General features: G+C 50.2%; 11 protein-coding genes. 4 read left to right on the top strand and 7 right to left on the bottom strand.

Annotation, left to right across the window (positions count from 1 at the left end):
• Positions 1 to 382: 382 nt before the first annotated feature.
• Positions 383 to 724 carry a hypothetical protein gene (locus ACX9GU_RS13175; RefSeq protein WP_473195041.1) on the bottom strand — a complete coding sequence of 114 codons (342 nt, stop codon included), beginning with the start codon at positions 722 to 724 and terminating at the stop codon, positions 383 to 385.
• Between the two features lie 817 nt (positions 725 to 1,541).
• Here ACX9GU_RS13175 and asr point away from each other — a divergent pair.
• The 3 genes from asr (at position 1,542) to ACX9GU_RS13160 (ending at position 2,950) form a co-directional block, all read left to right on the top strand.
• A complete protein-coding gene (gene asr, locus ACX9GU_RS13170; protein ID WP_473195040.1) occupies positions 1,542 to 1,832 on the top strand; it encodes an acid resistance repetitive basic protein Asr in 291 nt (96 codons plus the stop codon).
• Between the two features lie 90 nt (positions 1,833 to 1,922).
• On the top strand, positions 1,923 to 2,003 hold the full coding sequence (ydgU, locus tag ACX9GU_RS13165; protein ID WP_455567118.1) for a small membrane protein YdgU: 81 nt from the start codon (positions 1,923 to 1,925) through the stop codon (positions 2,001 to 2,003).
• A gap of 125 nt (positions 2,004 to 2,128) precedes the next feature.
• Complete coding sequence (locus ACX9GU_RS13160; protein ID WP_473195039.1) at positions 2,129 to 2,950, top strand: trypsin-like serine peptidase; 822 nt, start codon at positions 2,129 to 2,131, stop codon at positions 2,948 to 2,950.
• Between the two features lie 264 nt (positions 2,951 to 3,214).
• On the opposite strand, the gene hxsA is transcribed toward ACX9GU_RS13160, so the two are convergent.
• From hxsA to ACX9GU_RS13135, 5 genes are all read right to left on the bottom strand, one after another.
• Positions 3,215 to 3,808, bottom strand: a complete 594-nt coding sequence (gene hxsA / locus ACX9GU_RS13155) for a His-Xaa-Ser repeat protein HxsA (RefSeq protein ID WP_473195038.1) — start codon at positions 3,806 to 3,808, stop codon at positions 3,215 to 3,217.
• Positions 3,808 to 4,917, bottom strand: coding sequence for a His-Xaa-Ser system radical SAM maturase HxsC (hxsC, locus tag ACX9GU_RS13150; RefSeq protein ID WP_473195037.1), 1,110 nt, complete (start codon positions 4,915 to 4,917; stop codon positions 3,808 to 3,810). Before hxsC ends, hxsA begins: the two co-directional genes overlap by 1 nt.
• The gene (gene hxsB, locus ACX9GU_RS13145; protein WP_473195036.1) at positions 4,910 to 6,304 is read right to left on the bottom strand and encodes a His-Xaa-Ser system radical SAM maturase HxsB; all 1,395 of its coding nucleotides are present in this window, start codon (positions 6,302 to 6,304) and stop codon (positions 4,910 to 4,912) included. The genes hxsC and hxsB overlap by 8 nt, the downstream gene beginning before the upstream one ends.
• Entirely contained in the window at positions 6,301 to 6,552 is a 252-nt protein-coding gene (gene hxsD / locus ACX9GU_RS13140; RefSeq protein WP_473195035.1) for a His-Xaa-Ser system protein HxsD, read from the bottom strand. Before hxsD ends, hxsB begins: the two co-directional genes overlap by 4 nt.
• 287 nt (positions 6,553 to 6,839) lie before the next feature.
• Positions 6,840 to 7,625 carry an AraC family transcriptional regulator gene (locus tag ACX9GU_RS13135; RefSeq protein ID WP_473195034.1) on the bottom strand — a complete coding sequence of 262 codons (786 nt, stop codon included), beginning with the start codon at positions 7,623 to 7,625 and terminating at the stop codon, positions 6,840 to 6,842.
• A gap of 94 nt (positions 7,626 to 7,719) precedes the next feature.
• Between ACX9GU_RS13135 and ACX9GU_RS13130 the strand changes: the two genes are divergently transcribed.
• A complete protein-coding gene (locus ACX9GU_RS13130; protein WP_473195033.1) occupies positions 7,720 to 8,856 on the top strand; it encodes an MFS transporter in 1,137 nt (378 codons plus the stop codon).
• Here ACX9GU_RS13130 and hrpA read toward each other — a convergent pair.
• The gene (gene hrpA, locus ACX9GU_RS13125) at positions 8,841 to 12,728 is read right to left on the bottom strand and encodes an ATP-dependent RNA helicase HrpA (RefSeq protein ID WP_473195032.1); all 3,888 of its coding nucleotides are present in this window, start codon (positions 12,726 to 12,728) and stop codon (positions 8,841 to 8,843) included. The genes ACX9GU_RS13130 and hrpA overlap by 16 nt on opposite strands.
• Positions 12,729 to 12,831: the final 103 nt, after the last annotated feature.

Below are 12,831 nucleotides of genomic sequence, written 5' to 3'. Positions count from 1 at the left end.
CGGCAGCGCCTCCAACTAATTGGGCTACATCTTTTCCATCAGCCCCGCAAACTGCGAACAACTCTATATCTCTAATTTCTCTCATCTTCTACTCCCTCCTTTTTTGAAAAAAAACGAATACAAAGCCCACAAAAAAACAACCAAATAGTACAGTTAAAAGATTAACAATGTTATTTGAATTAAGATTACTCCCTAGAAAGTTCCCTCCAGAGAAAATAAGGAATACATATGTTGAGCTTCTCATCCAGTTATTAATGAAGCGGTGAGTGAAGTTTTTTATCTTCATAAAATCTCCCTTTACGCATAAAATAAAAATTTAAAATCACATCAAGGTTTTTGTTTATATGAAAAGAAGCCGCACTAGCCATACTGGGCCTAAAAATTATCGCACAATATCTCGAGCCAGGTCATTTACCAAGACTTGACGCGTGACGTCAGTTAATACCTGGAGTAACAAGGTTTCAGCAATATCCCATGAAACATGCTCTATTACTGAAACTAGTTGGATAGCTTCCTTGAGAACAAACTGTTTGACTTCATCGACCTTCCTCTGCTCCAAAAACGTATGCAGTAAGATGTCACCAAACACAACACTTTTCAAATCTTCGGATGTCTTGCATGACATCAGACGATCGAATCCGTGATCATAATCATATGGGCCAGCACAAAAAAATGCCGTCCCCATTGCAGTCCGCTTAATGGCTATTAACTGTAGCCTCTCCATAATTATTCCTCATATAAAGAGTGTCCAATTTTCAGTCGCCGATTGCAGGTCAGGCTACAACATTTTCCATCAGCAGCTTATTGCCTTACCAGCTTTAACCACAAGATTGAGCCCTCTGGCTTTGTATTAAATAGACCAAGGTCAAAAACTGGACGACCCCACCGTCTGATCATTTATTATACAGTAAAACATTGATGGGATTATGTAAATTATTTTTTTACAATATTTTTCCGCCACCCAACCCACTGATTTTATTTAAATAAATATTATATTACGCTCATTTTAGTCTACGCAGCATGAGCTGATACGCGATATGCCTCGCCTGGTAAAAACGGATTGGAATCTGGAACTGCAACAAAAAAACGGAATAAGCTTTTTCATTTCGGAATACCTATCCCCTTTAATACTGTTCCATACTCCCTCAGCTCAGCTTACTTATACTATTATCTCAAAGCGTATAACAGCAGTTGCTATCGAAGGGATTATGTAGTTATGACCGTTGAGCATATGGACGCACGAATCGAGCCCTCATGGACGAATTCACAGCGTGTCAGCGTTCTACATCATCGCCACAGACGGCGCGGTTATGAGCAGCGATTACGGCTACGCCTACTACGCTATCACTTCGACTTTACACCTAGCTTAGCCCCTCCTCCCTGACCGATCACATATACTAGAGATAACCCGCCCAGGCACTCGTACATTAGGTTACACGCCGAAACCAATCACTCACGGAAAGTACTCCTCGGTTTGCATAAGATTATTTCAACGGCCCCGCAGTGGGGTTACAAACCAACAGATAGTTGAGGATCTACCGATGAAAAAAGTATTAGCTCTGGTTGTTGCCGCTGCAATGGGCTTGTCATCTATCGCTTTCGCCGCTGAGGCCGCCGCTCCTGCTGCTGCACCAGCCTCCACTACCCAAGCCGCACCAGCGAAAACCACCCACGTGAAAAAACATCACGCCAAGAAAACGACCGAGCAAAAAGCTCAGGCAGCCAAGAAGCATCACAATGCCAACGGAAAAAAAGCCCCGGCCCAGAAGGCACAGGCCGCTAAAAAGCATCACAAAAAATCCAGCAACAAAGCAGCAACTCCGGCTGCCTGATAGCCAACCGGCGTGAGGCTCCCCTCACCTGTTCTGAATAGATTTGTCCAACACCCGGTTCGCCGGGTGTTTTTTCATCGGGGGTTGTCTATGCTGCGTCGCTATCGGTTCGAAATCATCCTTGGCACCCTGATCGTTTGCGGGCTCATCGCCAGCTTTTTTTATCTGTAATCTCCGATTTTTCTCAGGAAATTATCGGAAAATCAATCACCGACCATCTACACAGCGGCTAAATCAGTCTATAGTTAGCATTCAGTGTGTCTATGGATGATCCGAATTTGTCAGGCAAGAAACCTATGCGCATCTCTGTTTTACTGTTGTTGTGCTCATTTCCTTTGGCTTTATCCCATTCTGCGCATGCTGATAGCCCTTCCGAGGCGTCTGCGGCCGATCAAACCCGTCTGTTTTTTGGCAAAGACAACCGTATTAAAGTCACCGAAACCAGCGGCTGGCCGTGGCAGGCCATTGGTCAGGTAGAAACCGCCAGTGGTAACCTGTGTACCGCTACGCTGATCTCTCCCCATCTGGCGCTAACCGCAGGCCACTGCGTACTGGCCCCTCCTGGCAATCTTGATAAGGCCGTGGCGCTGCGCTTTATTTCCGGTAACAAAGGCTGGCAATACCAGACGGAAAATATCGAAACGCTGGTCGATAAGTCATTAGGTAAAAAGCTGAAGGCGGATGGCGACGGCTGGATCGTGCCACCAGCGGCGGCAGCGTATGATTTTGCGTTGATCAGGCTAAAAGATAACAAACCGCTGGCGATTAAACCGTTGCCATTATGGCAAGGTGACGGAAAAGCGTTAACGCAAACCTTAAAGCTGGCAAAACGCTTGGTCACCCAAGCCGGTTATCCAGAAGATCATCTGGACGATCTGTACAGCCATCAAAATTGTAAAGTCACCGGTTGGGCACAACAAGGCGTGTTATCACACCAGTGCGACACCTTACCCGGTGACAGCGGCTCCCCATTGATATTGAAGACCGCCGAAGGCTGGCGACTTATCGCTATCCAGAGTTCTGCACCCGCAGCACAAGACCGCTACCGGGCCGATAACCGCGCACTGTCAGTTACCGGCATTCGCGATGCTTTGGATCTCTTAGCCGCCGGTAAGTAACTCCTCCGAACAGCGCAGGCCACCGTTATCCCACCGGAGGGTAATGGTGGCGGGCAAACTGTGCTGCAATACCCTATCCTGCTCCAGTGATAAACCGCCACGCATTTTACGCTCGATCAGCCGCGCCCGCAGTTGCTGTGCTGGTGCCTGATTACATCCTACCCGCCCCCGACTTTGACATGTTGGCAACCTTCAGGTCTTCAATGACGATCATCGCGTGGTTTTTGCTGATTGTCGTGCTGACTTTATGAAATTTGTTCATAATTAACGTGCCAAAATGCCCAGGGAGTTAAGCAATTGGCTATCCAAGCTATCGGTTGCTGGAAGACGATAATCTACACGGTAAGATCTCAAGGCACTTCTGGTTGAAGGCCCCATAATACCGTCGATCACACCATCGTAGTAACCTTTATCGAACAAGGCGAACTGAACCCTCATGATCAATCTGCGCCTTTTTTCTTTATCCGCCGTCAATGTCCCCATCCCAGAATTTGAACCGGTCACTTTTGCAGATCCCGTTGTAGGCGCTTCATTACTGGAGCTAAGCGAACGAACTGATGAGCTTGTACCCGAACTCGATCTAGGTACAGGCGTACTCGCCGCCTTTGGATAGTAAGGAGTGCGGTAACCGCCACCAGAAGAAGAACGGTGCGAACTATGGCTTCGATGCGAGCTATGGCTGCGGTGGCCCGCTATATAAAACGGAACATCCGTGTTCAATGGGGCCAGAACCAAATCATGCTCATTGAGAGACATATTTGAGATATTCCCGATTTCAGTCGCTGAATCACTTGCCCATACAGAATTATTTAATGCCAAAAATCCCGGAAGCAATGCTGCAAAGTTGAATTTTTTCATTATATAGGTCTCGGTAATTGATGGAAACGCCCTTTTGACGAGCTGAAATATCCCGCACAAAGAGACTTTTTGTCACATAAGTCACATTCTTCTGGGTAATAATTTTTCCAGTCAGAAATTGACTGGACAGAATAACTCCATAGCTCGCTAGGTAGATGGCATAAGGGATAATTAAAAATGACTACATTAAGCCCCGAACGAGATGCCGTCTCAACAGACTCCACCAGCTGGCTTGAGTAATCTTCAGATGGTGTGAACAGATCATCCCAATTCTTTCTTGCCCACCCCACTGATTCCAACCCCATAATTGAGAACTGGTTGATGTTTGAAAACACACGCCTAACATATTCAACAACATGAGGTAAATCGCGATAATTCTCTTTGGTAGGTATAAATCTCAATTCAATATTTATACCCAGGTTCCCTGCGTTAATTAACCCCCGAACGGTTTCATCAAAGGCTCCGCTGCTTCCAACAAGATGGTCATGAATAGCTTGACGAGATGAATATAAAGGGATCCCAAATGTTATACTTAGACGTTCACATCTTTGCTTAATCTGTTTAGCGAAACGACTATCAGAAAGCTGCCGACCGTTAGTTAACACATGCAATGACGTTTCAGTAGTGTTTTCGATAATAAAATCGAGGAAAGCCAAGAATTCATCACCATATAATAAAGGCTCTCCCCCGCTGACCCCGATTACACCATTATGATTGAAGGCAGCGATAGCCAATGCAGATTGTATCAGTAACCCATCATCGTTTGCTCGCTTAGGGGGCTGCGAACAAAATAAACACAGGTTATTGCAGCGTTCGGTAACTAAAACCGTGTTGTGATTGGCTCGCCGAGATAAAATGACACGCAACATATTACCATTATTAACGATCGCGATATCGCCGTCTTCAATTGATTGATATAGATTTTTGCTGGTAATGCAAGCTGAGTAATAAGGCTCCGGTCGGCACGCCAGACTCTCACAACTAACCATCAAGTTAGGTAGGTAAAACTGAGGATTTTCTGGCTTAGCCTTACATAGCCGGTAAAAGCCTGGCGCCACCGACTCTATACTTTGGTAGCTAAAAATATCGTTCCTGATAACCTCAGGCATACACCCATCCCTTCAATACGCGAGCTACTTCCCCATTTTCCGCAAGTGCGTTCATTAAAAAACGGAACATGCCTTTATGATAGTGACAAAACGTGGATCGGCTTCGATCCCCAACGGGTTCACCCTGCACACTGATGTTCTGGCATGGGTCTGAACCACAAAAAGGTTGATAGGCACAGGTGTCGCAACCGGGTAGCGCAAAGTTGAATGACGATGCCAATACGGAACGGTAATAATCACTTTTTGCAAATGACATATTCGCGACTTGTCCTGCGCTGAAATCAACTGCCTGATTAACTTTCTGCAGCATGCGGCTTTCATCGCTTCCATACACACGGCCATCATAGTTAAAAAGTATGCAGTTCAAAACCACCCCACTGGGCGATTTCAGATCGGCGTAGCCGCTAAATCCTGGATTAAAGATACGTTTTAGGTGTATTGCTGCTGAATGTTCTACAAGCGGAATACCTTTTTTATTATGCTCGACAATCTGCTCAATGAGTGCCTGGTAGAATGAATAATACTCACTCATAGAAAACGAAAAGTTATCATGATGAGCAAATCCATACGGGCTAACTGGCCTTACAAAAATATCGGTCAAACCTAGTGATAAGTGAGCATCAATGATTGACGAAGGTTTTTTAATCAAATCCCTTGTTACGGTAGTGACCGTTGAAACCCTCTCTTTTCCTAACTCAGTTTTAATACCAAGAATTCCATCTGCGGCTTTGGCATGAGAAACATTTCCGGCAAGAATACGACTTTTATTATGAACACTTTCCTCGCCGTCAAGAGAAACTGAAAATGAAATATTACGATCTTTAACCCATGAGATAACTGATGGACTCAACAGTGATAAGCTTGTAGCAATCACCATTTCAAAAGTTTCATCCCCAAGGCTCTCCTTACACTGCTCATAGATTAGCTGTATAAGATCAAAACGAAGCAGAGGCTCCCCACCTTGCACTTCAATTTTGTAGGGTGGCGAAGCGAGTTTTTTAATCTGCTTGACAATCAACGGGATTAATTTTGGTTCAAGATCATAGGATTTAGCCCCTATCGCTGCACGGCTGACTTGGCAATACTTGCAGGTATGGTCACATCTTAATGTAGGCACAATCATGAAAATTGGATTGACGGTCAGATCGCTCATCAGCCGTTTGGCGAAGCCAGAACTTAAAACGGAGGCCGTAAGCGACTGATTATTCTCCTCTGTAATGAATAATTTATTTTCTAGAACATCATTGATAACTTGGTCGCCTGTAGATGCATTATCTACCAGATCAGCCAAGCTTGTTTCAGAGATGAAATGATGAAAACCAGCCAGGTTACTGATGAAGATATCGCCATTGCTTAACCTGTCAAAGTTAAAAGGCATAAGCTTCATTCAGCCAGCCTCGCATCAATGTTACTCAATACCCTATCGATGATAGATGCCCTGACATGGCCGGTTTGTTTGCGTAGTATCTCTCGCAGCTGATAGTCATTTAGCAGCCGCGCGAACTCGAACTGGCATTCTTCGGTAAAGGTATCGAACGTGATAACCCAGTCAAACTCGCTTTCAACGATTTCCCATCGCGTGTGGGCCGTTAACCAATACAAGGCATTTCTAACAACCCACTCAGAATGCTGCATTTTCCTTATCCTTTTTTCCAATTTCACAACTCCATTGCCTCACAAAAAGAATAACAACCATCAATGTATTATTTAGTATTTTTTGATTATATACCTGCTGCCATATTACTTACAAATGATTCCAATAATCGTGAGTTACCTCATAAAAAATCCCAAACCGACCCAATAAATGATGGCCATGAAATAATTTCATTTGATAAATATTATTTTTGCAAGTTTTGGCGTTATTATTTAACCATAGTCCTTAAAAACCAAGTGTTCAACCTGTCTTAGAAATAGACTAGTATTTAAACCCCTCGCTCCTCACCCGCCATAAACCGCTTTGGCGTGGTGCCGGTATACTGGCGGAAAAAGGCGATAAATGCGCTGTCGCTAGAGAAGGCCAACCGCTGTGCAACCGCGCTTACGGAAGGCAATTGCGCCAGTAACTCAATGGCGTGCATCAAACGCCATTGCTGGCACCACTGCTGATAGCTCAGCCCGGTTTCACGCAGGAAAATTCGCGTTAGCGTTTTAGGATGCAGATTGATCGCCTTGGCTAATACCACCAGCCCGGGGAGCTGATCAACGCCGTTTAAGCCCGCAATCCAGGCCGCTATGCGCGGATCGCTCGGCAGTATCAAGCTGGTATTTTCTTGCTCCGCCACCCTCAGTTCATTGCGCAAAACTCGCAACAGATCTTCCGCCTGGGGATGCTGCTGCGCGTAGTCAAACGGCCAATGTGCGATGCGTTCTATCACCGCTGCCAGTAACGGATTGGCGGCCAACACCGCACTGTGTGGCATTGCGAGCATCGCGGCATCCGCAAAATAGAGCGAACGGTAAGCCACCTGCCCGCGCAGTTGCACGCGATGCCTCACGCCGCTCGGTATCCAGATAATGCGCGTTGGCGGCAGGATCAGCCAGCGTTCGGCTAACGTCACCGTCATACAACCACGTGGAGCATAGAGGATCTGGGCCCGTTGATGCTGATGTACGCCAGAATCATGTTCCGCCAGTTCGGCACTAATTCCCACCACCGGAGCGAAGTAACTATCCGGATCAAAAACCTGATGTTGCAGAATCAGTGCCATGCCGCAGTCCCATTTTCATTGTTTTTTGTCCTGATGATTGTAATCGAACAATCGCCATCTCCCTATACTGCTGTCACTTATTTGGGAGAATGCTATGTCCGTCAAAAATCTGCCTCTGCCACTGATCATCGTGATGATTATGGCACCACAAATCCTGGAAACGCTCTATAGCCCGGCGTTAACCGCTATCCGCTTTGATTACCATATCGATGCCACGCAGGCCAGCCACACGCTATCGATCTATTTTTTTGCCTTCGCTTTCGGCGTGGCGTTTTGGGGAACGATCAGCGACAAATATGGCCGTAGAGCCGCCATGCTCGCCGGTTTGCTGCTGTATACGGCAGGAGCCTTGCTGGCGTTGCTGAGCAACGCTTTCACGTTGCTCATCGTCTCGCGCGCCGTTATCGCCTTTGGTGCCGCCGTTGGTTCTGTAGTGACGCAGACCATGCTGCGCGATGTCTATCAGGGGCAGGCGTTAGGCAAGATGTTTGCGATAATTGGTATGGCATTGTCGATAAGTCCGGTGTTGGGGATGTTCAGCGGCGGAATGCTGGTGTTTTGGGGCGGCCGCATGGCCATTTTCTCCGCGCAAGCAGGATTGGCACTGTTGCTGCTGATCTGGTGCTGGCGAGCGTTGCCAGAAACCCGCCAGCAAACCACCGGTATCGCTTTACTCCCCTGTTTGCAGGAGATGCTGCGCGATAGGCAAATCTGGTGCTCGGCGTTGCTGGTTGCCAGTTTCAACATCATGGCGTTCAGCTACTTCAGTCTGGCCCCGTTTATTTTTGAGACCTTGGGGCTGACCAGCGAACAGTTTGGTTATTCGGGGATTGTTTTGGCCTTTGGCAGCCTGTGCGGCGCAGCGGCAAACCGCTATCTTCTGCAAAAAGGATTATGCGCTTACCGGCAGATCCAAATGGCCAGTCTGTTAGCCCTATTGGCCGCAGTGGGTGCGTGGTATTGGCAGGCAAGTCTGATGATCCTGCTGCCCTGCATGGCGGTGACCGTGGCCTTTGGCTTGGCCATTCCCAATATTCTCAGCCAGGCGCTGAAGCATTACCGCAACCGGCTGGGTGCTGCCGGAGCGGTATTGGGATTACTCTATTATCTGCTGATCGCTGGCGGCCTGGCACTGGCCGCTATGGGCCAGCACCTGCCGTTAACGCTGCTGGGATGTAGCCTGTTCAGCCTCGCCTGTTCAGCAAGGCTTAAAGGTTACGCAGAAAGCTGATCGATGGTCTGCAAGATACGCTTCTCAGAAATCGGGTAAGGCGTACCCAACTGCTGAGCGAACAGGCTGACGCGCAGCTCCTCAATCATCCAGCGTACCGCCTTCACCTCTTCATCCTGCTGGCGTTTTGGCGGCAGCTTGTTCAGCCACTGCTGCCAAGCCTGTTGAACCTGTTCCACCCGGATCATCTGAGCGCGATCGCGGTGCGGATCGATCGCCAGCTTTTCCAGGCGGCGCTCAATCGCTTGCAGATAACGCAAGGTGTCCGGCAGGCGGCTCCAACCGTTATTGGTGACAAAGCCACGGTAAACCAGGCCATTAAGCTGGGCCTTGATATCGGACAGTGCCAACGCCAACGAGATATCAACGCGCCCTTTCAGGCGTTTGTTAATGTTGAAGACCGTCGTCAGGATCTGTTCCACCTGTTTGGCCACGCCCACCACGGTTTCGTTCAGCTCGGCCCGCACCAACTCTTGCAACCGGGCAAAGTTCTCTTCCGCCCACACCGGCCCACCGTGTTCGGCAATCAGCTTGTCGATGCCGCAGGAGATACAGTCGTCGATCAGATCCAGCACTTTGCCATACGGGTTGAAATACAGCCCAAGCTTGGCCTTGTTCGGCAACTTCTCATGCAGATATTTGATCGGCGACGGGATGTTCAACAGCAACAATCGGCGCGTACCTTGCCACATGGCCTGCTGCTGCTCCTGTTCGCTGTCAAACAGACGGATGGCTACGCTGTCTTTTTCATCCACTAGCGCCGGGTAAGCCTTGACCGAGTAACCGCCACGCTTCTGCTCATAAAACTCAGGGAGTTTGCCAAAGCTCCAGATATGCAGATTGCTCTGCTCCAGGCCATCATCAGCCACGGCCGACAGCGTCTCTTGCACCTTGTCTTTGAGCTGGGCCCTCAGCGCGGCCAGATCTTTACCTTCGCGCAGGGTTTTGTGTTTCTCACCCACCACGCGGAAGGTCATTTTCAGATGATCGGGCACCTGATCCCACTGCCAATCCTCACGTGACACTGTCACACCAGTCATACGGCGTAGCTCGCGCTCCAGCGAATCCAGCAGCGGCATTTCCAATGGCGTTGCCCGGCCAAGGAAAGCTTCAGCGTAGTTCGGTGCTGGCACAAAATTGCGGCGCATCGGCTTAGGCAACGATTTGATCAGCGCGATCACCAGTTCACGGCGGATACCGGGGATTTGCCACTCAAAACCGGCCTCTTCCACCTGATTGAGGATCGGTAACGGGATGTGCACGGTAACGCCATCGGCGTCAGTACCCGGCTCAAACTGGTAGGTCAGCCGCAACTTGAGGTTGCCCTGATACCAGTAGTTCGGATAATCCAGCGCGCTGACCTTGTTGGCTCCGTCCTTGATCAACATCTCTTTTTCGAAGTTGAGCAGCTCAGGGTTCTGCTTCCCGGCAGTTTTCCACCACTGGTCAAAATGACGCCCGGACACCACATCGCTCGGAATGCGCTGATCGTAGAAACTGAACAGCGTTTCGTCATCCACCAGAATGTCGCGGCGGCGCGATTTGTGTTCCAGCTCTTCCACTTCGGCACGCAGCTTCAGGTTGGCAGCGAAGAACGGGTGCCGCGTTTGCCAGTCACCTTCCACCAGCGCATGGCGGATAAACAGCTCACGGCACAGCAGCGGATCGATGGTGCTGTAATTCACCGGGCGAGCTGCGACGATCGGCAGACCAAACAGCGTGACCTTTTCGCTGGCCATCACCGCGCCCTGAGATTTGGACCAGTGCGGTTCGCTGTAATGATGCTTGACCAGGTGCTGAGCCATCGGCTCAATCCATTCTGGCTCGATACGCGCGGCAATGCGGCCCCACAGGCGGCTGGTTTCCACCAGTTCTGCCACCATCGTCCACTTAGGCGGCTTCTTGAACAGCCCGGAGCCCGGGAAGATGGAGAAACGGGCGTTGCGCGCACCGGTAAACTCTTGCTTATCCGCATCCTTCTGGCCAATGTGCGAAAGCAGGCCGCTCAGCAGCGCGGTATGTACGCTGCGGTAGTCCGAAGGCACGCTGTTGACCGGCAGGCCCAACTCTTTCACCACCTGGCGCAGTTGGGTGTAGATATCCTGCCATTCACGCACCCGCAGATAGTTAAGGAAATCGTTGCGGCACAGGCGGCGGAACTGGCTGGAAGAGTTTTCTTTCTGCTGTTCCTTCAGATAATCCCACAGGTTGACGAACGCCATAAAATCGGAGTCTTTGTCGGCGAAGCGGCGGTGTTTTTCATCGGAGGCCTGTTGCTTATCCGTAGGCCGCTCACGCGGATCCTGGATCGACAACGCCGAAGTGATGATCATCATCTCTCGCACGCTGCCACTCTTCTGGGCTTCCAACACCATCCGCGCCAAACGTGGGTCGATCGGCAACTGCGCCAACTGACGGCCCTGCGGTGTCAGCTGATAGTGGCCGTTTTCTGCGGTTTTGATCGCTCCCAACTCTTCCAGCAGGCGCACACCGTCCTGGATATTGCGGTTATCCGGCGCTTCGACAAACGGGAAGGCGGCAATATCGCCCAATCCCAGCGAGGTCATCTGCAATATGACCGAGGCCAGGTTGGTTCGCAGAATTTCCGGATCGGTAAACGCCGGGCGCGACAGGAAATCCTGTTCCGAGAACAGGCGGATACAGATACCGTCCGAAACACGCCCACAGCGGCCCTTACGCTGGTTAGCAGAAGCTTGCGACACCGGCTCGATCGGCAAACGCTGCACTTTGGTACGGAAGCTGTAGCGGCTGATGCGCGCCGTACCTGGGTCGATAACGTACTTGATGCCCGGCACGGTCAGCGAGGTTTCTGCCACGTTGGTCGCCAACACGATGCGGCGACCGTGGTGCGACTGAAACACCCGATTCTGTTCACTGTTGGACAGGCGGGCATACAGCGGTAGCACCTCGGTATGCGGCAGGTTGAGCTTGGTCAGCGCATCGGCGGTGTCACGGATTTCACGTTCACCGCTCATAAAGATCAGGATATCGCCTGGCCCTTCACGCCCTAGTTCGTCCACCGCGTCGAAGATGGCCTGAAGCTGATCGCGTTCAGTATCATCGGCGTCGTCCACCACCGGCCGATAACGCACCTCGACCGGATAGGTACGGCCAGAAACTTCAATGATCGGCGCATTGTTGAAGTGGCGAGAAAAGCGCTGCGGATCGATGGTGGCCGAGGTGATGATCACCTTCAGATCCGGACGTTTTGGCAACAGCTCCCGCAGGTAACCCAGGATGAAATCGATGTTCAGGCTGCGCTCGTGCGCCTCATCGATGATCAGGGTGTCGTACTGCATCAGCAGGCGATCCTGCTGAATTTCGGCCAGCAAGATCCCGTCGGTCATCAGTTTGACCAGCGTATTTTCACCCACCTGATCGTTGAATCGCACCTTGTAACCGACGCTGCCACCCAGCGGGGTTTCCAGCTCATCGGCAATGCGGTTGGCAACAGTGCGTGCAGCCAGGCGGCGCGGTTGCGTGTGGCCAATCAGGCCTTTGACGCCGCGCCCTAACTCCAGGCAGATTTTCGGTAGCTGCGTGGTCTTCCCTGAGCCGGTTTCACCCGCCACGATCACCACTTGATGATCGCGGATGGCGGCAAGAATGTCCTGCTTCTTCTGGCTGACGGGCAAGCTTTCCGGGTAAGTGATTTTCGGGCACGATGCCGCGCGTGAGCGCACCTTCAGCATGGCTTGCTCGATATCACCCGCTATTTCTGCGGCAACCGCCTGTTGAGCTTCGGGGCTTTTGACTTTGCGCGCACCTTGCAACCGGCGTTGCAGGCGCTGCTGATCACGGAGCATCAAGTCACCCAGTTGGGATGACAATGCCGCGAGCGTAGATTTCACGTTCGGTGTTCCTTGTTTCTTCGCAGCTACTGGTTAACGTCAGGGACTAGGTTTGATGTTATAGCTGACGTGTAGGTGTCAATAATTGCGTTTATTAAATTAG

Source organism: Serratia sp. K1WW1, assembly GCF_055790865.1.
Note: the sequence above shows the minus strand (reverse complement) of the source record. Positions and strands in the feature narration are given on the sequence as shown.

Excerpts from the sequence above, each read along its gene's own strand:
- ydgU (WP_455567118.1), top strand. The coding sequence starts at position 1,923 with ATGCTGCGTCGCTATCGGTTCGAAATCATCCTTGGCACCCTGATCGTT.
- hxsC (WP_473195037.1), bottom strand. The coding sequence starts at position 4,917 with ATGCCTGAGGTTATCAGGAACGATATTTTTAGCTACCAAAGTATAGAG.
- asr (WP_473195040.1), top strand. The coding sequence starts at position 1,542 with ATGAAAAAAGTATTAGCTCTGGTTGTTGCCGCTGCAATGGGCTTGTCA.
- hxsB (WP_473195036.1), bottom strand. The coding sequence starts at position 6,304 with ATGAAGCTTATGCCTTTTAACTTTGACAGGTTAAGCAATGGCGATATC.
- ACX9GU_RS13175 (WP_473195041.1), bottom strand. The coding sequence starts at position 724 with ATGGAGAGGCTACAGTTAATAGCCATTAAGCGGACTGCAATGGGGACG.
- hxsD (WP_473195035.1), bottom strand. The coding sequence starts at position 6,552 with ATGCAGCATTCTGAGTGGGTTGTTAGAAATGCCTTGTATTGGTTAACG.
- ACX9GU_RS13130 (WP_473195033.1), top strand. The coding sequence starts at position 7,720 with ATGTCCGTCAAAAATCTGCCTCTGCCACTGATCATCGTGATGATTATG.
- ACX9GU_RS13160 (WP_473195039.1), top strand. The coding sequence starts at position 2,129 with ATGCGCATCTCTGTTTTACTGTTGTTGTGCTCATTTCCTTTGGCTTTA.
- hxsA (WP_473195038.1), bottom strand. The coding sequence starts at position 3,808 with ATGAAAAAATTCAACTTTGCAGCATTGCTTCCGGGATTTTTGGCATTA.
- ACX9GU_RS13135 (WP_473195034.1), bottom strand. The coding sequence starts at position 7,625 with ATGGCACTGATTCTGCAACATCAGGTTTTTGATCCGGATAGTTACTTC.